This window comes from Ulvibacterium sp. (assembly GCF_965228935.1).
In the GTDB taxonomy this organism is placed as follows: domain Bacteria; phylum Bacteroidota; class Bacteroidia; order Flavobacteriales; family Flavobacteriaceae; genus Ulvibacterium.
Genome location: NZ_OZ245846.1, coordinates 3,305,515 through 3,329,899 on the forward strand (window position 1 = coordinate 3,305,515; position 24,385 = coordinate 3,329,899).

Here is a 24,385-nt window from a genome sequence, read left to right on the forward strand (position 1 = left end):
TATGACAGACAAAATCAGAATTTTGGTCGTTGAGGACGATATGATCATAGCCGCCAATATTTCGTTGCAATTGACCAATTTGGGCTATGAGGTCACCGGCATTGAGACCAGGGGCGAAGAGGCGATTTTGAATGCCGATGTCAACCCTCCGGACATCATACTTATGGATATTAATCTTAGGGGCACTTTGGATGGCGTACAGACGGCCCAGACCATACAGAGGAAAGCGGATATCCCGATCATATATCTTACTGCCAATACGGATGAGGCTTCTTTTTTGAGGGCCAAGGAAACCCGCCCCTTGGCTTTTATTACCAAACCCTTTAACAAATTGAACCTACAGCGCACTATCGCTTTGGCGGTTGAACGCTTAAAGGAGAATGAAAGAAAAAACGATTTTGGAGAAAAAATGGATCTTCAAGTTTTGGATGACCGTATTTTTGTGAGGCATAATGGAAGAATGTCCAAATTGCTGTTAAACGACATTCTGTATATAGCGGCGGACCGTAACTATTGTACGATTGTTACGGCTACGTGCAATTATGTACTGGCAAGCACACTTAAAACCATGCAGGAAAAGCTTCCATCTTCAAAATTTGTTAGGGTGCACCGTTCCTATATGGTTAATATAGCCAAAGTGGATATCGTTGGCGAGAATCATCTAGAAATAGGCCGAACAGTAATCCCTTTTAGCAAATCTCAGCGGGAATTTTTGCTAGGACGACTTCATACCATTTAGAAAATTATGTAACTTCGGCGCATTCCAAAATAGCAATAAATGAAGCGCCTTTGTATCCTTGTCCTAGTATTGATTTCCTTTTCCTGTACGGCCCAAAAAACAAAAATACCGGTTTATGCATGGATGGGAGGACCTGGGGACGCTACTGATTCCGAGCTGCGTGAAATGTTCTTGGGACTAAAGAAAAAGGGCGTAGACGGACTACTTTATAACGGTGGCCATGATCCCGAAACCTATAAAAGGGTAGGGGGCCTTGTTAAAGAAGCCCAAATGGAATTCCATACCTGGATTCCGACTATGGTCCAAGGAGACCCTAATTTGAAACCCGAATGGTACGGTGTAAGTGGATTGGGCGACTCGGCATATGACAAACAGCCTTATGTATCCTATTACAAATTTCTTTGTCCGAACAAGGAGGAGGTATATCAATACCTTTCCAATCTATATGGAAGTATAGCCGATGTTTCCGAGGTGGATGGCATTCATCTGGATTATATTCGCTTTCCCGATGTTATTTTGGCCCGCGGTTTGTGGGAGAAATACGGTCTTATCCAGGATAGGGAGTTTCCACAGTACGATTTTTGTTACTGCGATACCTGTACTTCTGGTTTTAAGGCGGAAAGTGGTATTGATATCAAAAAAATTGAAGACCCCTCTCAAATTGCCGAATGGAAACAGTACCGGTATGATGTTGTCTCCAAATTGGTCAACCGCCTGGCCGAAATGGTCCATGAAAAGGGTAAAAAAATAAATGCCGCGGTTTTTCCGGGACCTTCCATAGCAAAAAAACTGGTTCGCCAAGAGTGGAACAAATGGAACCTGGATGCCTTTTTCCCGATGAACTACAATGATTTTTATATGGGCAATACCCTTTGGATCGGCAGCGTGGTAAAAGAAGAAACCGCTGCAGTACCGGACCGACCTGTCTATAGCGGACTGTTTATTTGTCCAAGACCGGAAAACAAGGTTCATGAAGAGGATCCCGAAGGACATGGGCTGCTACCGGAAGAATTGGGCGATGCCATTAGGGAATCAATGGAAAATGGGGCAAAGGGCATATGTCTTTTTACGCCTGGAAGAATGACCGAAGCGCACTGGGCAGCTTTTGAAAAAGCGATTTACTTGGATTATTCCAATTAGCGATATCCAATTTCCGGTTCTTTACTTTCACTTGTCCACATTCCTGTTTGGACGATTCGGATTACCGCCATTCCAATTCCCGTAGTTGTTTTTTGACGATCAGGTCAAGTTCTCGTTTAGAGGTTTTGTGTTCCGCACTATTGAATTCCTTAGATCGCTATAAAGAAAGGAGGGTATTTTTTACAATCCATCCCGCTGTTCCGACAATTCAGTACTTCTCTTTTTACAGAATTTCTTGCTAACCCCAAATTTGAACCATCAAACTTTAAAACTGTAGATCATGAAAAATGTAATTGTAATCGCAACACTCATAGTATCGTTAAATTCTTTGGCACAGAACCAATATACCAAAGGAATGCAAAAGGCATTTCAATTGTGGGGCGAACAGAAAACCATGGAAGCCTCCAATATGTTTGAGCGTATTGCGTCCGTGGAAATGGACAATTGGTTGCCCCATTATTACGCGGCACAGGTAAACACGGTAGCTGCCTTTGGGGAAAAGGATAAGGAAAAAGTGGGTCAATTGTTGGGAAAGGCCCAAGAGTATGTAGATTTGGCCAAGGTCATTTCTCCCGATAATCCCGAAATATTGGTACAACAGGCCATGGTGCACACCGCTTGGATTGCTTTTGACGGTGCTACCTATGGCATGACGCTGTCCGGAAAAGTTGCGGCACTATATGAAAAAGCCTTGCAATTGGCACCTAAAAACCCAAGAGTGGTATTTTCCAAAGCGGAATGGGACATGGGCTCGGCCAAGTACTTTGGGCAGGATACCACGCCCTATTGTGCTGACGTAAAACGTTCATTGGAACTTTTTGCTAACTTTAAACCAGAGAGTGAATTTCATCCCAATTGGGGCGAGGATAGGGCAAAAATTGTCCTTGAAAACTGTGGGAAATAGAGTTTCCGGCAATATGGATAGATCCACATGAAGTATTGGAGCAAATTAGTAGCGGTAGGATTATTAATAGGCATTGTTCTGGCAGGTATCCAAATTGGATTGGATTTACTTGCCGGGACACAGCTTCATTTGGATCGGACACTTTTTAAGGAAATAGGGTATAACCTACTTTTTGCCATTGCGCTTACCCTATTGAACGGGGCCTTTTTTGATTATTTGAACCACAAAGTAGTCTGGAAGAAGTACGCAAGGTACAGATTGGTCCTTGGGGCGACTGGCGGTGTTGCACTTACGATGATGGGTATTTTCGGCGTGAGGGTACTTATTTTCATGGTCTTTGAAGGTGAGAGCTGGACTGATTTTATAGAAGGGGAAAAGGCCATTTATTATGCAATTTCCTTGTTGATAACCATAGTAATCTCGGTTTTTTTCCATGCCATTTATTTCTACAAGGCGCTGCAGGAAAAGAAGGTCAAGGAACAAAAGGTAATTGCAGGGACGGCATCGGCCAAATTCGATGCGCTCAAGAATCAATTAGACCCCCATTTTTTGTTCAATAGCCTAAATGTACTGACTAGCTTAATTGAGGAAGATCCCGACCAGGCCCAGAAATTCACCACTTCCCTTTCCAAGGTCTATCGCTATGTACTGGAGCAAAAGAACAAGGATCTGGTCTCCGTAGATGAGGAACTGCAATTTGCCAAGACCTATGTGCGGCTCTTAAAAATGCGTTTTGAGGATAGCATAGTTTTTGACATCCCGGATGCAGCAAAAGATCCAGAAGCCAAAATCGTACCGCTCTCGTTACAATTATTATTGGAAAATGCCGTAAAGCATAATGTGGTTACGGCTTCCAGGCCCTTACATATTCGGGTACATGAAAAAGATAATAAATTGGTAGTCAGCAACAACCTACAAGAGAAACAGGTGGTAAAAAAGAGTAGTGGTGTAGGGTTACGCAATATTCAACAGAGATACGGTATACTCACGGATAGGGAGGTGGATATTCGGAAATCGATATCGGACTTTAGTGTTAGCCTACCCATGTTGACGAGACAGGTCTCCGTCATGAATACCCAAAAGAGCTATATAGAGGATAAGAGATACAAAAAGGCAAAGGAAAAAGTTGATGCCATTAAAGGCTTCTATGGCAACCTCATATCGTATTGCATAATCCTCCCCTTTCTGGCGTATCTCAATTATAGGACCACAGATTTCCCCTGGGTAATCTTTCCTCTTGTTTTTTGGGGGTTAGGCGTTGTCGGCCACGGGATGGAAGCATTTGGGTACAATCCCATTTGGGGAAAACGCTGGGAGGATAAAAAAATGCGCAAGTTTATGGAGGATGAAAATTTTTAATTGGGGTTCCATGCCGTTATGCCTGGCCAATTAGGGAGGTAATATTACAACTTTTAGGTGTCCGGCCAAGGCAAAACCCGATTCATCCCGGAAAAATAACAATTCGGAAAACAATATCTGGAAAAATAACACGATTGCCCGAAATTTGGTATAAATAAAAATCAAACCAACATGGAAGATATGGACAAAGAAAATAAATACCTCAAAGCAAAGGAAAGGGTAGAGGAGATTAAGAAGTTTTATACCAGTTTGGTATCGTATGTAATTGTCATTAGCCTATTGGCCGCCATAAACTACTACTTGGACCAATGGCAATATATGTGGTTTTTATGGGCAGCATTTGGCTGGGGCATCGGACTAATTTTCCAAGCGGCCAAAACCTTTGGATTGAATCCGTTTTTTGGAAGGGATTGGGAAGAGCGAAAAATCAAGGAATTCATGAAGGAGGACGAGCATAAACAACGCTGGGAATAGCCCAGAATCGATGCAGGGAAAACAAGTATAAATCGGTTAACAAATTACAATGGACACAAAATATTTGGATAAAAAATTAAAGGCCAAAAAGAGGGTAGAGGACTTAAAGGGATTTTATTGGCATTTTGCCTCTTATGTAGGAGTAAATCTTTTTATAAGCACCTTAAAGGTTGTTCGGGATATGGGCGATGGGGAGACCTTTGTAGAGGCTTTTTGGAACTTTGGCACCTTCGCCGTTTGGCTTTTCTGGGGGATAGGGCTGGCGTTCCATGCCATGAAAGTGTTTTCCTATAATCCATTTTTCAGTAAGGAATGGGAGGAAAGACAGATACAAAAGTATATGGAGGAAGATAAAAGGGAAGCCGAAAAATATAGATGAATTTTAAGAACAGGACAATGGAAGGATACTCCTCGGAAAAATTTGCCAAGGCAAAAAAGAGAGTGGATAGAATCAAGGATTTTTATAAACATCTTAGTGTTTATATTATCGCCAATATATTGCTATTCATTTTTAAAGGATACGCTCTCAATCACCTTATTTCAAAGGGAATCGAAGATCAGGGCTTTTTGGATTGGTTTACCCTAAACATTATTCTGACTCCCATATTATGGGGCCTTGGGCTTGCTATCCATGGATTTTTGGCCTATAGGTCGGTTCCTTTCTCGCTAAGGAATTTGAAGCCAAAATTCCTAAAGGACTGGGAAGAACGCCAAATTCAAAAATACATGAATGCCGATGGCGATTCCGAAGAAGAATTGTAAACTCAAAACAGCAAAGAACATAAAATCTATGGAAGCGATTATCATTGAGGACGAAAAGCCGGCGGCAAGACGACTTTCAAGACTTTTAAGGGATTTGGATGTTAGGGTATCCATCATGTTACATTCCGTGGAAGAGTCCATTCGTTGGTTTCAGGATAATGAACATCCCGATTTGATTTTTCTGGACATTCAACTTGCCGATGGACTTTCCTTCGAGATTTTTGAACATGTTGAGGTGCGAAGTGCCATTATTTTCACTACGGCCTATGATGAATATGCCCTACAGGCATTTAAGCTGAATAGTATAGACTACTTATTAAAACCTATTGACGATGAGGAATTGGAACAGGCGGTAAAAAAATTCAGGGCATTAAAACCGAAATCGCAAAAATTGACCTTGGATTTTGATGACATCAAAAAGTTATTGGCCGATCCGCTGGAACGGGAATATAAAAGGAGGTTTACGACAAAGGTGGGGCAGCATCTTAAAATCATCAATGCCGATGAGGTAGAATGCTTTTACAGTGAGAACAAGGGAACCTATGCGGCCACTTCCGATGGTAGGAATTATTTGTTGGAGACCACCTTGGAAAATTTGGAGACGGAACTGGAACCCCAAACCTTCTTTCGGGTAAGCCGAAAGTTCTATATCAATATAAAGTATATACAGGACATCATTTCCTATACGAATTCACGGTTAAAAATTAAGTTGAACCGATATAATGGGCAGGAGATTATCGTTAGTAGGGAAAGAGTAAGAGACTTTAAGTTATGGTTGGAGTAATAAGGTTTAAACCATTGATTTTGAATTTTATAAAATCAAACATAGATTTTTCTTATAGGCCTGATTTTGTGAAGCTTACTGTTTTTTTTCCACTCTGTTCTCGTCAAATGAGGAAGGTAATAACTTAGGAATCAATTTAATGAAAATTGGCAGCAAAACAGCGCCTCCCGGCAACATAAAAATGGCCAATGAAGGGATGCTCTTAAAGATATCCAGTAACTGATTTTGCACCTTCTTCTTCTCTTCGGAGCTAAGTTCTCGGGTAGTGGATTTCGATAAGAGATACACAAGTTCCTTACTTTCGGAAAGTTCTTTTTGAAGCCGCTTGCTATTTCGAAGAATGAGTTTATCCACAATTTTTGACATGCTATCATAGAACTGTACCGCCAAATTGTTGTCCTTTAGAACAGGTATTTTTTTTGCGTTGAAATCAAAAAATCGGGTCACATCTTCCAAAGATCGGGCAATTTGTTGTTCCTCTATTCCCATATCCTTTCCAATCCCAAAAATGAAATCGGATTCCTTGTAATCCAAGGATTGATCTTCCCAAACCGTTAAACAGGCGACGTCCAAAAAATATTGGTTTTCGAATTGGGAAAAATCATGCATCAACTTCTCCCGATAGGATCCATCAAAGTTTTGATGTTCCTCATCGATAAAGGTCAATGACGAGGCAAAAAGCTGCGCCAATTTTTCATCCTTTGCATTTCTTTCCTTGGAATTAAGGGTATGATAGGTAAGATTAATGGTAATGTATTCCAGGTTCTGGGCATATTCCCGTATGTTATCCCTATTTTCCAGATACCGCTTAAAGGTCAAGACATCAATGAACAAGAGCGAATTGGTTATGATGCTATTAAACGTCTTGCTGATCAGGTTGTCCTCCAGATATATTCTGGAATTTAGGAGTTTTTCCAACTGGGACGATGTCTTCCTCCCGGTAACGATTTTATTAAAAAATGATATTCTACCGACATCCAAAACCTTGTAAAAACCAAAAATACAATCCGTAAAGGCCTTGAAATCCGAGGTAGGCTTCTTTAGATGATACGTAAAATATAATGCGGCCAGGAGGTTTATTTTGGCATTTTCATCCTCGGAAAGAACATGCTCTAGTTGCCCCAAGGGTATGGTGCCGACATTTATACCATAGATAAATCCGGTTTTTTTCATTTCCAGATAGAGGGCATGAAAATCTTCGGGGCACCAGTACCTATCCTCAATGAGATAACCGAATTTTTGTATCCAACCGGATGCGGATGGGTTCATGGACAGGAATTTTTTAGAACCCCAAATTAAAGGAAAATATAGGACTTTTTCTATGTATCGTCAGTGGGATTCAAGTTTTCCGGGCTAAGGGAGCAAACAAGCTATTATGATTTTATTAAGCTTTTTGTAGGAATTTAAGATTGAATTTATTATGTTTATCCTCCAAATTTTAAAAAATACATTTCTGGAAGCCCCAAGCAGTACGGAATGTACGTAGATAACTAACCTATATGATCTAAATGTTATGGAATACATCCTCTTCTTTATTTGGATTACGATTATGTTGATTTTGGTGTATAGAATGGTAATTGCCCATAAGGCATTGCGCAAGATTCTAAAGCCCAATGAGTAATTCCTTTGTTAGAAAGTAGTACCTGCCATTGGAAGTTTAGCGACAAGATTTTTGAATGGCCCTGCTACTGATACCAAAATTGGTTAAGGGAGATCTTTAGAGGGTTATCCAATTATTCAAATCCAAGGTCCAGTCGTAATTTTTATAGGAAACATTGATATTTTGGGTAGTAGGAATTACTTCAAACTCTTTCAATATCTTCTTGATACCTTGTTTACCACCAAAATCACCCCGGAACCAGTTGAAAAGGGATGTTACGGCGACTTCGTTTTTCTCTGGATGATAATCTGAATTTTGCTTTAGGAATAGCTCGGTACCCTTATTCAATTGTACCTCCAGTTCTTCTGGATAATAAATCGATACGGGAGGACAATCCTTGGCACCACAATTCAGCGCAAAGTGGACTCGGTAATCCCGTTTGTCCACCCTGAGTTTTCGTTCAAGTTTATTCGGAAACCATTTTCGAATATGCCCTTGGCCTAATGACCATCTTGACTTTCGGATGATACCGTGTTCTATTTTTTCAAAGGAAAGTAGCTCTCCTGCAATGGGTATTTGTTCTTTCTTAAAAAAGTTTCCTTTATCCTCATACGCCTCTGGATTCTTCATGAGTATCACTTGAATGTAGGCGTTGTAGATGTTTATCCAAAAAGCAAGCTTATGGGCATCGTTAACCAAGGATTGAGTCAATTCATCCATAGTAATACGGGCAATTCTATCCTGTATGGCCTCGGTGTCCTTTCCGTCCTTGATGGTTTGAAGAAATTCCTGGGAAAGTGTATTAAGATCTGTGGTTTTTACATCTGTTTTTTCGAGATTGGCTTTGTGTATCGTACAACTACTAAGTAGTACCAAAACTAGCAATACAATGCGATTCGGTTTCAAGGTCATGTTCTAAAGGTTCAATACGTATTTGCAACTTTATTAACGTAAGTTAGGTCGAAAAACCCATCTATAGCTTTCATAAGGGTGATGTTTTCCATTCCGCATCAAGGTTCTTCCCAAATTCTTTTATACAATGATAAAGATCATTTTTTCCACTGGACCGGTAGGATAGTTTTGGCCAAAATTTAAAACAAGATATGATGAAAAGAATGACAATTTCTTTGATGGCACTGGTATTGTGCTTTGTAAACGTATCATTGGCACAGGATACTAATGCGGCTACCAATGATTTTAGCAAATGGCAATTTAGATTAAGGGGCATAGTTGTGGCTCCGGATGAGAGCGCATCCATTGAAGCCATAAATGGAGATGTATCCATATCTACGGCCTTTGTTCCCGAATTTGACATTACTTATTTTTTTACCGAAAATTGGTCGGCAGAATTGATTTTAGGGACGGCAAAGCATGATGTTGAAGCAGTTGAAACGACGGCAGGAAACATTGATTTGGGCCATGTATGGTTATTACCGCCTACCTTAACGGCACAATACCATTTCACTGGAGGTAATTTTGTTCCGTATCTGGGAGCGGGACCCAACCTTACCTTATTTTTTGGAGTGGACGAAGGACCTACAGCTGATGATGTAGACTATGATACCGCTCTCGGATTTGCATTGCAAGGGGGATTCGATTTTATGCTCAACGATAAGTGGTTTTTGAACCTGGATGTTAAAAAGCTATTCTTGAATACCGATGCGACCGTGAATGCTACCACCGCCCTAGGGGCAACCGTGGTAGCGGACGTGGATATCAATCCTTGGATAATCGGTTTTGGGGTAGGGCTTAAACTTTAACGGTTTTTTTGTTTTCAGAAAGGAAGACCTCTCGGTTAAAACTTTGTTGAACCGAGAGGTCACTTAATTTATAAGGGAAAAGGTCAGATTACTTCCAATCGCCTACAGGTAAAATCCTCTGGCACCTTTAGTAATTTCTATTCACTTTTTTCCAGTAGTACCTCGGCCTGCACGGCCACCTCGCTCCAGGTCTTGCTAATACCGTCCTTACCCGTATGCAAAGCCTCGCAAGCTTTGTTTATGGAGGCTACCGCTTCCAATGCATCCCAGTTTTCAAGGTTCATTACTCCGGTAAACGTATAGGCGGTATCCGAAGCCTTTTCGGATTCCAAGGGAATATTTTCGGTAACACCGTTTAAGGTCACGTCAATGGAAGGTTTCCCGTCCTCGGATACCTTGAAAATGCCCGAAATAAGTGCGGTGTTTTTCATTGCCCCAAAAAAGAATTCGATGATTTTGGGATCCCGGGTTCCTGTTCCATCGTTGGTGAACAGACTGCTTATTGGGATAGTAAAGGCAGTTCCGTTCATGGCGTCCATAGCCGTGCTGCCCGATTCACTTTTGGTAATATCTATTTTCATGAATTTGCCGCCCACAGGCAATTTTTCCGTAGTCTTATAGGCGGTGAAACCCACTTTTGTGGAATCCTTTACCAAGCTGAATTTTTCCGAGGAATCGGCCATTACTTCCTTGGCATTTTCCTCACTTTCCTTTTTGGCCTCCTTACAATGGTAGGACACTAAAAGAACAAGCCCTAGAATAGCCAATTTTACTGTTTTCATAGATGTGTTTTTTGTTTTTATTCCCGCGAAAGCGAAAAAATAGTTAATAGATGGGCCTAAAGTTACACAATAAAAAAGGGCATTTCAAGCCCTCTTTAAAATGATTTTAGAAGTTCCGGATTGTTTCTGATGCCTCTTTTTAGATTTTCGCAGACCAAAATGGATTTATCGATTCGCGTCTGCGAATTTTTATACCCCAAGATCATATAGATGATCCCCCTTTTTTTCCCTGCGGTAAAAGATTCGAATATTTCCTGGGCCTCGAAATCACTTTGCAATACGGCGTCCAATTCTTCCGGCATTTCAACCCCATATTTGGAAGTGTCCTCAAAAAATTGCAATTGAAAATAATCGTTGGGAAAAACACCCAATTCTTTCTGATATCGCTTACCGAACATCATATAATACTTTCCGTTCCTCTTTTGGATGGCACCGTGAAACGTCAATTCCTTTCCTTTAAAGGTTGCCTTGGCCCGTACCCTTTTTAGGTCTTTTTCCAAAAACGGCAAAACGATTTCCTCTGGAAGCAACAGCGAATGATAACTTCCCGTAACCGAAATTTCAAAAACCTTACTTTGCATCAATCCACCAGTTTTGTAATAATCTGTGTTTCGCTGTGCAAGGTTCTATGTACCGGACATTTATCCGCAATTTCCATAATCCGAGTCTTCTGTTTTTCATCCAGGGCTCCTTTTAATCGTATTTCCCTGTGGAACGTATCTATTTTGGAATTCTCGGATTCGCAGTTTTCGCAATCCAATGCATGTTCCTTACCATAGGAAGTGTGCACTTCCACATTTTCCAGTTTCCATCCCTTTCGTCCAACATACATTTGTATGGTCATGGCGGTACATGCGGAAAGACCGGCGGAAACCAGTTCATAGGGTGAAGGGCCAAAATCGCTTCCTCCAACGTCTATCGGCTCGTCGGAGGTCATATAATGACTGCCCACTTTCATTTGGGTGGTAAAACCATCATCGGCATCCAAGCTGGCAACCACATCATGTTTGGTTTTAGGTTGTGCGACCTCCGTTTCCATTTCCAAATAGCGTTGGGCCCATCCGGAAATAACCTTGCCCACGTACAAGGAGTCCTTTTTGTTGGATAGCAGGTGATCGGCCCCGTCCAAAGAAACAAAACTTTTGGGATGATGGGCCGCCACATAGATTTCCTCTGCATTTTTAATACCTACGGTATCATCCTGGGGGGAGTGCATAAGCAATAAGGGTTTGCGAAGTTTTTTAACCGTCTCCGGTAACGACTTGGTCGTTAAATCGTCCAAAAACTGTTTTTTAATGGTAAAGTCCCTTCCGCTAAGGTTTACCACTGCTTTTCCCTTGGATCGAATTTCCTCTATATTGCTTTTTAACAGGTGTTGCACATGAATAGGGTTGGAAGGAGCTCCTATTGTGGCTATGGCCTTAACGGATGCAATTTCCGTAGCTGCGAAAATAACAGCGGCCCCGCCAAGGGAATGCCCGATAAGTAGGGAAGGGGCCTGATACTGCTGTGCAAGAAAATCCGAGGCGGCCACCAGATCGGCTACATTTCCCGAAAAATTGGTGTCCGAAAAATCGCCATCGCTTTCCCCGAGTCCAGTAAAATCAAATCGTAGAACACCAAATCCGTTGGAGGTCAACGCTTTTCCAATATTCCTTACCGCTAAAAGGTTTTTGTTGCAAGTAAAACAATGCGCGAAAAGGGCAAAATTATGAGGATGTCTATCCACGGGAAGTTCCAGCCTACCCACTAATGTTTGGCCCGATTTATTCTGAAATGTAACTTTTTGAAGATTCATAGGGTTCGTTTTAAGACTAAGTCGTCTTTAGTGAACATAGCTTTCCTAAAGATAATGGTTTGGCTTCAATGTTTGGTAGAGAGCGGGAATTAAGCCTTATGCCTTTTGAGAAAGTCCGTCTTAAAAATGAATTCGATGCGCAAATATTCGTAATTGGCCGTGGAAAAGTGATTCTTCATAAACCCTGTTTCCAACTTCAAACTGGAATTGAATTTGTAGCCCATTCCGAAATACAATCTATTCTGATTGAATAGGGGTTCCTGTAATGCAATAAAAATCTCATTGGAGGCACAGAAATAAAATTGGTCCCCAAGGGGATGGGAGCCTTTTAACCTATAGCGCATCCGATGTCTTAGATCGGTTCCCGTTATGCTTTGGATCCACCGGTTTTCGAGCCGATATCGATGGGAAATATTGAAATTTCCCATTTTGTCCTTAAAGGTAAGCTGGGAGTAGAGCCAATGCTGATAAAAGGCGCCTTTGGCCTCCTTGCTTTGGATGAAAGGCTCTGAATCTAGGTACCCATAGCCTAAGGTACCAGAAAATTTAGGGCTAAAACCATAGCAAATCCCGGTTCTAAAAAACGATAGTTCATAATGATGAAAAGGTTCATAATAGCGCAGAATACCAATAGTAGGGATGGAGATTTTTTCCGAAACCTGATGACTACCCGAAGATACCAGCCAAGTCCCCAAAATTTCTTCCCGTTCCCTTTGCGAAAAAATGTTTAAACTGAGTAAAAGAGCAATTGTTGGGCAAAGTGATCGGGTTGCCATCTGGTACTATTTGCTGGGACAAAATTACCACTACACTTCGTCTCAAATGACTGACATCCGTCATGTTTTTCAAGATTGTCCATCAAGTTCGGAAAGGTCTTACAACAACACGACTCTGTACAAAAAATCAGGATCGACTTTGAATCCGTCAATCGACTAAATTGGTCTTTTTCCTTAAATCCGGATTGTAGAATACGGCTATTTGAAGTCGATCAAAATGGGCGGAAGGAAAATGATTTTTTAGATAGCCCGCCTGTACGCTTAAATTTTTACTCATGTTAAAACCTAGTGCACCGTATAATCGATTTTGTCCGAAAACTTCGTTCTGTAGGTTCATGAACACTTCATCATAAAAATTAAGAAAGAAGATCTTGGTCAACGGTAAGGTTACTTGTAGACGATATCTTGCCCTATGTTCGGTAGCCGTTTGTTCTCCAAAATCCAGAAAGCGTTGTTCCAATCGGTAACGATGTTCAAATCCAAACTTCCCAACTTGATTTTTTAGTATGAACTGCTGAAAAATCCGGTGCTCCTTGGAGTCCCTATCACCGGGAAATTCATCAAAAGTAGCGTCCGTTATAATATAGGCGTAACCAAACGTAGCTATGGCATTTGGGTCTATATGGTAGTTGAGCCCCGTCCGCAACAATAACTGGTTAAAATTATCCAACTGCTCATAATATCGGGCCTGGGCCTCGGAATGGATACTCAGTTTTTCGGAAATTCTATTGGTGCCAAAATACATGTGCCAAGAGCCCCACCTATCCTCACCGGGTTGCTGGCCTATAAGGGAGGAAGAACAAATAAAGGCGAGTAAGAGTATAGCTTTCCTCATTTATTCCAAGCTAAAACTTTGGGTCTCCTTAAAAGGGGATACCTCCAATTGTTGAATTTCATTTCTATATGCCTTCCATGTATCATCAAAAAAAGCATTGGTCTTTTGTAGGGCAGTTTTTAGATCCTGTTCCGCAAACCGGACAAGTTTTCTTTCGGTTTCGGTGACGCCCGTTTTTCGGCTCTCTACATAGTTTCGTGCCGTGTTCAGGCGTTGTACGACGGTAATTTCTGGATTTCGGGTTATCCCTTGCCGCTTGTCCTCTTTGCCCAAATATAATGCAACGGTAGAATCTATTTGCTTTTGGATGGTTTTGGAGGCTTTGATTTCGTCCTTGTATTTTTCTTTGTCCATCTCCTTTAGTTCCTTCTCAAACTTCTTGGCTATATTTTTACTTTCCACTAATTGTCGTACGGCATCCGCTGCAATTTGTGTCATCTTGTCCAGGTTTTTGGAGGACTCGTATACTTCATTGATGGATGCTAAGGAAACCTTCAATCTGGGATCTGATTTGACCGTAATAGTGGTTTCTTCTGAAATGTCACCATAACGCATCTGTATTCGATAGTTTCCCGGTTTTACTGAAACACCACCGGATTCCTTTTTGTCTTTTTTGATTTGGCGTGAGGGGTTGTCCGGTCCTTTTTCGTCCATCTGCCAGTAGATACGATGGAAACCGGCCTTTTCCGGCGTTTTATATTTTAGGGTTCGTATTAACCGTTCCCCATCATAGAATTGAAATTGTATGGAATCCTTTTTCTGTACTCCGGACAATTTTGTTTTATTTCCAGCCTGATTTTCAGTCATCGAAGTACGCTCTTCTTCGTCCCCGGCCTTATTCTTGTCTTCGTTCGCTTTCTCTTTTTCATCCTTCTTTTTTCCTTCCTTCAAATAATAGGTGATCATAGCACCCTCTTTCCGGTTTTCCGCATTGTAGAGGGCATCCCCTCCAAATCGGCTTCCCGAGGGTTGTTGATAGGCCGCTTGATAGGTTGTTGGCGGTTGGAACAATTTGGCATCCTTTTGTAGTATGGATTGATCGGAGGCCAAGATACGTAAGGGGCGAATATCGTCCAGCACCCAAGCGGCACGGCCAAAAGTACCAATGACCAGATCGTGTTCGCGGGGATGGATGACCAGATCTTTGGTGGAAACCGTTGGATAACCTTCGGTCCATTTTTGCCAGTTACTCCCGGCATCCAAGGAGATATAAAGGCCATCGTCCGTGCCAAGAAACAAAAGGTTAGGATTTTCAAGATCTTCTACAATGGATAAGGTATAGCTTTCCACATCGTTGGCATCTACAATACGTTCCCAGGTCTTGCCGTAATCCTTGGTACGATAGGCATAGGGCGTATAATTGAAGCGCCTGTAGTCATTGGCGATTAACAAAGCCTCCCCTTTGTTCTTGTTCGAGGCCTTTATTTGGGGAATCCAGCTGCCTTTGGGAAGTCCTTTGATATTTGCTGTTACCTCGATCCAGTTTTCGCCGCCATTTTGGGTGTAATGCACCCGGCCATCATCGGTACTAGCCCATAGCATGCCCTTCTCCAGTAGGGAGGGTTCCAAGACCAAAATGGTACAATGGTTTTCGGCTCCGGTGGCATCCATGGTGAGCCCACCACTTTCGTCCTGTTTCTGTTTTTCTGGATCATTGGTTGTCAAGTCCGGTGAAATGATTTCCCACGTCAGTCCCTTATCCGTGCTTTTATGTACAAACTGACTGCCAAAATAGATTGTGCCATTATCAAAAGGGTCTTGCCCGATTCCGGCGTTCCAATTGAAACGCAACTTGGTCTCCGCATCCGGCGGCGTGGGGCGTACCGTGTAGTTATTGCCCGTTTTCCAATCGTATCGGGATACATAACCCTGCTGACTCATGGCATAGCCAAATTGGGAATTGTCCTGGTCCGGAACTACATCGAATCCATCGCCAAAGGCAATTTCCTGCCAATAACTATTGCGGATGCCCTGCCTTCGCCATGTATACGCCGGCCCCCGCCAAGAGCCATTGTCCTGCATTCCACCGTATACGTTGTATGGATACTCATTGTCCGTGCTGATATGATAAAACTGGGCCACCGGGAGGTTGCCGATGAAGCGCCAGGACTTTCCGCCGTCCTTGGTAATATTTACCCCGCCATCGTTCCCATCCAACATAAATTGGCCATTTTCGGGATGTATCCACCAGGCATGATGGTCCGGATGTACACCATTGTCCACTTGATAGGCCGGCATCAATTGTCTAAAGTTTTTTCCCCCGTCCTCGGAAACGTTCACGTAGGTAAAAACCGAATATACCCTATTTTCATTCTGTGGATCTACATAGATCTCGGAATAGTAAAATGGACGATTTCCTATATCGGACTTGTCGTTGATCTTCTTCCACTTGAATCCACCATCCTCGGATTTGTAAAGGGCATTCTTTTTGGCCTCTATCAGGGCGTATACAATATCGGGTCTGCTGGGAGCTATGGCAATACCTATACGGCCCAATTCGCCTTTGGGCAATCCATCCTTTTCCGTGAGCTTTTTCCAGTTTTTACCCCCGTCATGGGTCATATACAATCCACTTCCTTTGCCACCGGATTTAAAAAACCAGGGCTCTCGTAAGTGTTCCCACAGGGCTGCGATCAACTTATTTGGGTTTGTGGGATCCATGACCAGATCGGCTACTCCAGTCCTGTTATTTACGAACAAGATGTTTTCCCAGGTTTCCCCTCCATCTGTGGTTTTGAAAATGCCACGTTCCGGATGCCCGCCCCAAGGCGAACCAATGGCACCGACATAAATGGTGTTGGGATCGGTAGGATCGATTTTAATACGATGGATATGTCGTGTTTTTTCCAATCCCATGGCTTGCCAACTTTTGCCACCGTCCAAGGATTTGTAGACCCCATATCCACCGTTAAGGCTGTTTCGTGGATTGCCTTCCCCGGTACCTACCCAAATAATGGAAGGATTAGATTGCTGGATGGCAACCGCACCGATTGAAGCGGTAACTTCCTTATCAAAAATGGGCTCCCATCGGATACCGCCGCTGGTGGATTTCCACAACCCTCCGGACGCCGTGCCCACATACATGATGTCCGGATCGGAATGTACCACATCTATGGCCGTAACCCGCCCACTCATTCCGGCCGGCCCTATATTTCGCGGCTTTAGATCTTGGATTAGATCCATGGAAAACTTCTGGGAGAAAAGGGAAAACGATAGTAAGGATAGGAATGCTGGTAGTAAAAGTTTCTTCAAGTCTGTCCGTTTTTTAAATTACCTATATTGCGAAAAGCTATTAAGCAATAGAAACGATAATTCGTTTTACCATATAGTTTTTCACAATGCAAAAAAATCGCCCTATTTACGGGATTTTATCCTTATCCCAAACCAATAGGTGCGCTAAAGATACCAAAAAGAAACAGTGGAATTCTTAAAGCCCTGTTAAGCTGTTCAATCTCCATTTTTAGTTGTGGCCCAAGTGACATCCACATCCCGGTTGCATAAAGCTTCGCGCTTTTTCGTGCCACGGAAAGGCAGCATTGTATTTGTTGTTTTCCCACCAAAATTTGCTGCGTTCCTTGGCATAATTCCCTACCTCGTTCATGGTATCGGTATCATACAATCTTCCATTGACCATAGTATAGCGCACCGTTTCCGTATTTCGGATATCTTCCAACGGATTTTTATCCAAGACGATTAAGTCGGCCAATTTACCCTCTTTCAAGGAACCGATGTCATTACCTGCCCCGATATATTGGGCACTATTGATAGTTGCTGCCCGTAACGCCTGCATATGGGTCATTCCACCTTGGTGCAACATCCACAATTCCCAATGGGCTCCCAAACCTTGCAGCTGGCCGTGAGCGCCGAGATTTACCTTTACACCGGCATTGGCCAAGGTAGTTACTGTTTTGGAAACCAAGATATGCCCATTTTTATACTCTTCGTCCGGTACCATGGTGCGATGCCGTGCCCGCGTATCTACAATGGCCCTTGGGGTATATTTTAACAATTTTTCATTCTCCCAGACATTGTCCTTTTGGTAGAAGTAATACTCTCCATTTAGACCCCCATAATTAACGATAAGGGTAGGGGTATAGCCTGTTTCACTGGTTTTCCATAACTCCATAACGTCTTTGTATACCGGTGCCACGGGGATGTTGTGCTCAATTCCCGTATGGCCATCCATAATCATGGTCATGTTATGGTAAAAGGTGGAACCGCCTTCAGGTACCACATTGATACCCATTTCCCGTGCCGCCTGCATCACCTGTTGGCGTTGGTCCCGTCTGGGCTGGTTGTAACTTTTAACGGATAACGCCCCAAAGGCTTTCGTTCTTTTAATAGCGGAGCGCGCATCGTCCAGACTGTTGATTACCGCCTTAAAATCCCCATCCGCCCCATATAAAATAAATCCGGTGGAATAAATCCGGGGACCGACGATATCCCCGCTCTTGATCAATTCCGCCATGGAAAAAATACTCTCCGTATTTGCCGAGGGATCATGTGCCGTGGTCACACCAAAGGCCAGGTTGGCATAGAGTTGCCAATGCTTTTGGGTGGTCAATCCATAGCGAAAACCTCCAATATGTGCATGTGCATCAACAATTCCTGGCATTATGGTCTTACCGGCCATATCATAGACTTTTGCATCCGAAGGTATTTTTGATTCCGAGGTTTTCCCGATAGCCTCTATACGATTGCCGTTAATGACTATGGTTCCTTCTTCTATGACTTCATTGCCCTCCATGGTGATAATTCGGGCATTATTGAATGCGATTCGTCCTTGCGGCTTATCCGTTTTGGATAGTAGGCCTACTTTGATTCCTAGGGTATCCATTGGGGCCACTTTTTTAGGGGACCCCGGGAGAAAGGTATATCGATTTTTAATCTCGTTTGAAAAGTATTCGTCGCCTAACGTCCAAAAAATGGTTTTGCTATCGGTTGACCAATGGAGGTTGATACCGGCATCCTTGGCGATTTGGGATACGGGTACCGACTTGGATTTATTGTCCAGATCTATTTCCTTTCCATTCAACACCAGGGGCGCAATGAATGCCTTATGTAGATGGGTAAAGGCGATCCATTGGTTATCCGGACTGGGTACCATTCTGTTGGCGTATTTGGACTTAATATGGGTTCTTTTGTCCTTTCCATTAAGATTTATGGAATGCAGACTTTTGGTCAAATTCCCAAAATAAGTACCCCCGGTCTGATAAAAAATACGGTTTCCTTCCTTTGAGAAGGTAGGATATTCGCCTTCCTCGGAAACCTGTTTCGGATTTCCGCCAGAAAGTTCCATAATATAAACTCCAGCATTTTTGGCAAAGGACCTGCCCTGATCATTATTTCCGCTTTCCTTCCGATAGGTAATCCATTTTCCTGAGGGGTCGTAGGTCGGGGTCCTAAAAATACCCTTTGCCATGGAAAGTTGGGTGGGATTTCCGCCGGAAACCGGGATGATATGAATGGCTCCCAAGGTTTCATCATTCCAGCTCACATATACCAAGTGCTTGCCATCCGGTGAAAAGGAAGGCTCGAATTCAAAATCGCTGGACTTGGTCAATCTTTTTGGTTTGCCGTTAGGGAGTTTTTTACTCCATAAATGACCTAGGGCACTAAATACCAAGGTTTTTCCGTCCGGAGATGTTACCGCATGCCGAATGACCTTTGCCGTAAACTCGTTAGGAGCTGCCGGAGTATCAAAACGCACAGTCTCGGCAATTTGAATCCGGGCATCTACGGAAAAAGGAATAACACGGGTTTCTAGGGTATTGATATCGATTTTGTGGATCTTTCCTTTGTTCCAAAAGACGATTTCCTGATTATTGGGCATCCAGCTAAAGTTGGGGTATACTCCAAAAATGGCCCAAGCTTCCTGTTGATCTTTGTTCAGGGAGTCGATCAAAGGCCACTCCTCACCGGTTTCCAGATCGTGTAGATACAACACTGTTTTGGTACGTACCCTTTTAGTAAAGGCCAATTTTTTCCCGTCCCGGGAAACCTGGGGGCGGGCGGCACCGCCCGGACCACCCGTTATAGTGGTCGTTTTTCCGGTTTCAAAATCATATCGCTTTATGACATAGATCTGCTTATTTGGATCTTTGTTATATTGAAATGACCCACCGGGATATACATCTTCACTGTAATAAAGATATTTGCCATCCGGCGATACATTCGGTTCATTGACATCCTGTTGGTCATTTTTGCGTTTGGTCAGTTGAAGCCCTGAGCCGCCTGAGACATGGTATTGCCACATTTCCCCGGCACCTAGGGAGCGTTGCGAGGTGAAGTGCTTTCGGGCAACCAGGTAATGCCCGTTGGGCATCCATACGGCATTGTTGAGCAACCTGAATTTTTCCTCGGTGATTTGTTTGGCTTCGCTACCATCCACATTCATTATCCAAATATTGTCGCCGCCACCCGCATCGCTGGTAAAGGAGATTCTTTTCCCATCAGGGCTAAAACGCGGTTGTATCTCAAAGGGAATGCCCGTTCTGAGCGGGGTGGCCTTTCCACCTGAAATAGGCATGCTGTAAATATCACCGAGTAGATCAAAAACAATCGTTTTTCCATCGGGGCTTACATCCAAATTCATCCAGGTACCCTCGTCCGTAGAAAAGGTATGTTCCTTAAAGTTGAATTCGCCTTTAGGATTGGATACATCCCACTTCTCAACAACCTCTTTTTTTTCTTCTTCCTGGGCAAAGGGGGAAAGGGATGCAAAAAGTATCGATAGGAAAAGTAATTTCTTCATCAGTTTTTGATCATTAATTAGTCGGCCAAAGATATCAAAAACAAAAAGGAATTGGTACGGTCATAAAGGTTTATCCCGCATTTTAAAAATCGGTTTTAATTTATCATGATAAATGAAGCAATACCCCTATTTTTGGTAGTATCATAAACCGTATTCGTTAAAAATTGGACGAAGAACAGCTCTTACAGTTCCTTCAGAGAATCGATGAACTGACCTTAGATCAAAGACCTTTGTTCGGGAAAATGAACGTACGTCAAATGGTCTGCCATTGCGCCGATTTTTTCCGTATGGCCAAGGGTACCAAACGGGCCAATGAATATGGCAAGGTAGACCCGGAGCATATAAAATTGTTGGCCAGGTTCGGAAAAACCGCACCGACTCCCAAAGGTTTTGGACAAGTGGAAGGAGGCGGAACAAAACCGACCGAATTTGAAAAGGATAAGTTGATCTTGAAGGACTTCATCCAAGAATTCTCAGAGCTTTCGGAAGACTATGATTTTGCCGTACATCCTTATTTTGGAAAATTGGATCATAAACGTTGGACAGGTTTGGCCATCTATCACTTAAACCATCATTTAAGGCAATTTGGGGTTTAAAAAACCAATGGTTCAGTCTGTGTTCCACATTTCTTTCGGGTTGGTAAGGTCACCTTTTCATATAGGTTTCATTATGGTTCAATATCGTGTTTGCTACTATGGTCAATGCGGCGGTGATATTGGGGTCCAGGGATTTGTCAATTTTTTTCCTTCCTACGGTCAATAGTGCCTTGGCTTCATTAGGACTGGATTCAAAACGTTCGGATTGTGTTTTGAACAAGTCCTTTAGGACTTCGGTTTCTTCCTGTTTTGGGAAACGGCTTATCGCCAACCTGAACCCGTAAACCAATTGTTCTTCCAAGGAACTTCCGCCTTCTTTTTGCATGCGCTCCGCCAAAATCTTGGATGCCTCCACAAATTGAATATCGTTTAACAGTACCAAGGCCTGTAAGGGGGTATTGGTATTTTCTCTTTTGACCGTACAGATATCCCGGGAGGGGGCATCGAACGCCAACATGGCCGGGTGCGGGGAGGAGCGTCGTATAAAAGTGTAAAGCCCCCTTCTATAGAGACTATCACCTGTAGATTCCTTATATCGTAACAATTTATGGGAGAAATTGCTCTTCTCGATCCATAGGTTTCCAGGCTGGTAGGGCCGAACGCTTTCCCCGCCGACATACGGTATCAAAAGCCCGCTTGCAGCTAGTGCGTTGTCGCGAATAATTTCAGCGGGTAGGCGATAGCTGTTACTTCGCGCCAAGTAGTTGTTATTGGGGTCTTTTTCCATCATTTCCGGAGTAACAAAGGAGGATTGTCGATAGGTGTGGGACATGACCATGGTCTTCAATAGTTTTTTTACGTCCCATCCATTTTCCACAAAAAATAGGGATAACCAATCCAACAATTGGGGGTGGGAAGGTAATGCACCTTGTACCCCAAAATCATCGGGGGTGTTTACCAAGCCTTTACCGAAGAGCATTTGCCAATATCGGTTTACGGCCACTCTGGCAGTTAAAGGATTTTCTTCTGCAAAGAACCATTGGGCCAATCCCAATCTGTCCCTAGGATAATTATCGGGAAAATCCGGCAATGCCTCGGGAACAGCAGCAGTCACTAAGTAGGTGGGCTGCTCGTAGTCCCCTCGATCATAGGCATAGGTCAATCTTTTTTGCGGCATTTCCTCCATTACCATGACTTCCGGTACGGGTATCATCAAAGATAGCCACGTGTTCCTAAGTTTTTTAAGATCCTGTTCCAGGGCCATTATTCTCTTTGACCGGTTCAGCCAATAGTCCGTTGCAGGTTCCTTTGTTTTCTCTGGCGACCCGATATCCTGATTGTAAATGTATTTGATTTCCAAAGGGGTAAGGGTTCTACCATATAACCGGATATCGTCGATCTTACCTTGGAAAATTCCGTTTTCGCCAGTCGAAAAACTATAATTACGTGCTACTTTTATAGAACGGGTGTATAAGGTATGCTCCTTGTCCTTGATTGTTTTTATGCTTTTGTACAAACGGTCATAGGGAATATCAACGGATGCTTCACGCCCGTTTATAAATAGTCTTAGTCCCTTGGCCTTCCCCGAGCCATTATAACTGAAAGCGACATGATACCATTCATGTTTTGGTATGGAGTCTTTTGATTTAACATGTATGTAATTATGCGGTAATGAGCTGACCAATCTGGCATTTAAGTAGTTGAGACTGTCCAAGAAAAAATCCCAACCGCGCCAAAGGCTGTTTTTACCACCGACCGTACCTACCAAGGTCTGCGTCTTTCCGGCCTCCCGTTTGGAGGTATTGATCCAAAGACTGGTCGAAAACTGGTCCGTCCATTCAAAGTTTCGGGCATCATCGATATAGACTTCATCATATTCCCCGGTAAACTCAAAGGATTTCTCTTTCTTTCCCTTGGTCAGGATTGGCTTTGCCTTTATCGTCACTTTCGGATTGCCGTCGATACTATATCTTCCTTCTTCGTTGGTTCTATGGGAAACCGTATTGAACTTATAGTGCCCTATTTGTCCATTTTCCATAAAATTGTCCGGTAACGGTTTTGTGTGGCCGCCCATGTCACGCAGTTCTTTTTTGGTGGATGACAGAGCTTCTTCCTTGTGGGTAATCTCTGTTTTTAGCTTTTCCAGGGTTTGTTCGGTCTTGGCATCGGTGAGGGGTAACATAGGACCGGAGTTTACATCATTACCGGATACGCCCAGTTCTTTTATATTATCGAAAAAGGCCGTCATTTGGAAATAGTCTTTTTGTGAAATCGGGTCGAATTTATGGTCATGGCATCGTGCACAGGCCATGGTCAGACCCATAAATGCGGTTCCCACTGTTTCGGTCCTGTCCCAAACATGGCCTAAGCGGTTTTCCTCATCAATGGCCCCGCCCTCACTCGTAATGGGGTGATTGCGATTAAAGGCCGTAGCCAATTTCTGTTCCTGGGTCGCATTGGGCAGAAGGTCACCTGCCAGTTGCCAGGTAACGAACCGGTCATAGGGCATATTTTCTGTAAAGGCCTTGATGACCCAATCGCGCCAGGGCCACATCATCCGCCAACCATCGGCGTGTTTTCCATGGGAATCCGCGTACCGGGCCAGATCCATCCAATCCAACGCCAGCCGTTCGGCATAGGCATTGGTGAGCAACAGTTCATCCACCACTTTTTCGTATGCGGTCGGACTTTCATCATTCAAGAAGGAATCGATTTGCGCAATCGTAGGGGGCAATCCGGTCAAATCCACAAAAACCCGTCTTAGCAAGCGCTCCTTGTCAGCTTCAGGGGATGGTTCAAGACCATTTTGTTTTAGGCGATGCTGAATAAACAAATCGATTTCATTGTGATTCGTCCACGTTTTTGATACTGACTTTGGTACGTTTGGTCTTTCTGGTCGAACAAAGGCCCAATGTGGTTTCCAATCGGCTCCTTGCTCCACCCATTTGAGGAGGGTGGCTTTTTCCTTGGCTGTCAACGAGAGATGTGATTCCGGAGGAGGCATCGTAAATTCTGGATCGTCGCTTAGCATGCGGATGATGGATTCACTTTTCCCTGGTTTCCCTGAAACAAAGGCCCGGTTGCCGCTGCCCAATCTGCTAAAAGCCTCTTCCTCCAGATCCAAACGCAATTGGGCCTTGCGGGTATTTGCGTCCGGTCCATGGCACGCAAAACAACGGTCCGAAAGTATCGGCTTCACATGAAAATTGAAATCAATGGTTTCAGGAAGTTCCGTATAGGCCACCTCCACTTCTTCTGGGATATCCGGCGAACATGCCGAGATTGCAAGAAGAAATCCTAAAAGTATAAGCCGAAGGTGCATTTTTCCCTATTCTACCGTTCAATTATAAAAATAGGGCATTTTTAGTTAATTACTTTGAGG

Annotated in this window: 20 protein-coding genes; 10 read left to right on the forward strand and 10 right to left on the reverse strand. The window is 43.2% G+C overall.

The annotated features are described in order from the left end of the window. Window position 1: 1 nt before the first annotated feature. The 8 genes from ACO06Y_RS13915 (at window position 2) to ACO06Y_RS13950 (ending at window position 6,162) form a co-directional block, all read left to right on the forward strand. Entirely contained in the window at window positions 2-739 is a 738-nt protein-coding gene (locus ACO06Y_RS13915; protein ID WP_422079588.1) for a response regulator, read from the forward strand. Window positions 740-778: 39 nt separating this feature from the next. Further along, the gene (locus ACO06Y_RS13920) at window positions 779-1,879 is read left to right on the forward strand and encodes a hypothetical protein (protein WP_422079589.1); all 1,101 of its coding nucleotides are present in this window, start codon (window positions 779-781) and stop codon (window positions 1,877-1,879) included. A 280-nt stretch (window positions 1,880-2,159) separates the two neighbouring features. Then, a complete protein-coding gene (locus tag ACO06Y_RS13925) occupies window positions 2,160-2,783 on the forward strand; it encodes a hypothetical protein (protein WP_422079590.1) in 624 nt (207 codons plus the stop codon). Window positions 2,784-2,810: 27 nt separating this feature from the next. After that, window positions 2,811-4,142, forward strand: a complete 1,332-nt coding sequence (locus ACO06Y_RS13930; RefSeq protein ID WP_422079591.1) for a 2TM domain-containing protein — start codon at window positions 2,811-2,813, stop codon at window positions 4,140-4,142. Window positions 4,143-4,313: 171 nt separating this feature from the next. Next, window positions 4,314-4,616 (forward strand): 2TM domain-containing protein, encoded by a 303-nt coding sequence (locus ACO06Y_RS13935; RefSeq protein WP_422079592.1) that lies wholly within the window; start codon window positions 4,314-4,316, stop codon window positions 4,614-4,616. 49 nt (window positions 4,617-4,665) lie between these two features. Beyond that, window positions 4,666-4,995 carry a 2TM domain-containing protein gene (locus tag ACO06Y_RS13940; RefSeq protein WP_422079593.1) on the forward strand — a complete coding sequence of 110 codons (330 nt, stop codon included), beginning with the start codon at window positions 4,666-4,668 and terminating at the stop codon, window positions 4,993-4,995. Further along, window positions 4,992-5,378 (forward strand): 2TM domain-containing protein, encoded by a 387-nt coding sequence (locus ACO06Y_RS13945; protein ID WP_422079594.1) that lies wholly within the window; start codon window positions 4,992-4,994, stop codon window positions 5,376-5,378. Before ACO06Y_RS13940 ends, ACO06Y_RS13945 begins: the two co-directional genes overlap by 4 nt. A 28-nt stretch (window positions 5,379-5,406) precedes the next feature. Continuing rightward, on the forward strand, window positions 5,407-6,162 hold the full coding sequence (locus tag ACO06Y_RS13950; RefSeq protein ID WP_422079595.1) for a LytR/AlgR family response regulator transcription factor: 756 nt from the start codon (window positions 5,407-5,409) through the stop codon (window positions 6,160-6,162). A gap of 75 nt (window positions 6,163-6,237) precedes the next feature. On the opposite strand, the gene ACO06Y_RS13955 is transcribed toward ACO06Y_RS13950, so the two are convergent. Continuing rightward, complete coding sequence (locus ACO06Y_RS13955) at window positions 6,238-7,431, reverse strand: LETM1-related biofilm-associated protein (protein WP_422079596.1); 1,194 nt, start codon at window positions 7,429-7,431, stop codon at window positions 6,238-6,240. A gap of 448 nt (window positions 7,432-7,879) precedes the next feature. After that, window positions 7,880-8,674, reverse strand: coding sequence for a DUF547 domain-containing protein (locus tag ACO06Y_RS13960; protein ID WP_422079597.1), 795 nt, complete (start codon window positions 8,672-8,674; stop codon window positions 7,880-7,882). Window positions 8,675-8,865: 191 nt separating this feature from the next. Here ACO06Y_RS13960 and ACO06Y_RS13965 point away from each other — a divergent pair, with 191 nt between their 5' ends. Then, on the forward strand, window positions 8,866-9,522 hold the full coding sequence (locus ACO06Y_RS13965; RefSeq protein WP_422079598.1) for an OmpW/AlkL family protein: 657 nt from the start codon (window positions 8,866-8,868) through the stop codon (window positions 9,520-9,522). A 137-nt stretch (window positions 9,523-9,659) separates the two neighbouring features. On the opposite strand, the gene ACO06Y_RS13970 is transcribed toward ACO06Y_RS13965, so the two are convergent. The 7 genes from ACO06Y_RS13970 to ACO06Y_RS14000 form a co-directional block, all read right to left on the reverse strand. Further along, window positions 9,660-10,304, reverse strand: coding sequence for a hypothetical protein (locus ACO06Y_RS13970; RefSeq protein WP_422079599.1), 645 nt, complete (start codon window positions 10,302-10,304; stop codon window positions 9,660-9,662). A 95-nt stretch (window positions 10,305-10,399) separates the two neighbouring features. After that, window positions 10,400-10,885 (reverse strand): YdeI/OmpD-associated family protein, encoded by a 486-nt coding sequence (locus ACO06Y_RS13975; protein WP_422079600.1) that lies wholly within the window; start codon window positions 10,883-10,885, stop codon window positions 10,400-10,402. After that, window positions 10,885-12,102: an alpha/beta fold hydrolase gene (locus tag ACO06Y_RS13980; protein ID WP_422079601.1), complete on the reverse strand. Its 1,218-nt coding sequence runs from the start codon at window positions 12,100-12,102 to the stop codon at window positions 10,885-10,887. Before ACO06Y_RS13980 ends, ACO06Y_RS13975 begins: the two co-directional genes overlap by 1 nt. Before the next feature lie 89 nt (window positions 12,103-12,191). Continuing rightward, entirely contained in the window at window positions 12,192-12,878 is a 687-nt protein-coding gene (locus ACO06Y_RS13985) for a DUF2490 domain-containing protein (RefSeq protein WP_422079602.1), read from the reverse strand. A gap of 148 nt (window positions 12,879-13,026) precedes the next feature. Next, window positions 13,027-13,713 (reverse strand): DUF2490 domain-containing protein, encoded by a 687-nt coding sequence (locus tag ACO06Y_RS13990; RefSeq protein ID WP_422079603.1) that lies wholly within the window; start codon window positions 13,711-13,713, stop codon window positions 13,027-13,029. After that, entirely contained in the window at window positions 13,714-16,965 is a 3,252-nt protein-coding gene (locus tag ACO06Y_RS13995; protein ID WP_422079604.1) for a VPS10 domain-containing protein, read from the reverse strand. A 208-nt stretch (window positions 16,966-17,173) separates the two neighbouring features. Further along, window positions 17,174-20,467, reverse strand: coding sequence for an amidohydrolase family protein (locus ACO06Y_RS14000; protein ID WP_422079605.1), 3,294 nt, complete (start codon window positions 20,465-20,467; stop codon window positions 17,174-17,176). 164 nt (window positions 20,468-20,631) lie between these two features. On the opposite strand from ACO06Y_RS14000, the gene ACO06Y_RS14005 reads away from it, so the two are divergent. Then, window positions 20,632-21,063 (forward strand): DinB family protein, encoded by a 432-nt coding sequence (locus ACO06Y_RS14005; protein ID WP_422079606.1) that lies wholly within the window; start codon window positions 20,632-20,634, stop codon window positions 21,061-21,063. 49 nt (window positions 21,064-21,112) lie between these two features. Here ACO06Y_RS14005 and ACO06Y_RS14010 read toward each other — a convergent pair whose 3' ends face one another. Further along, entirely contained in the window at window positions 21,113-24,325 is a 3,213-nt protein-coding gene (locus ACO06Y_RS14010) for a DUF1553 domain-containing protein (protein WP_422079607.1), read from the reverse strand. Window positions 24,326-24,385: the final 60 nt, after the last annotated feature.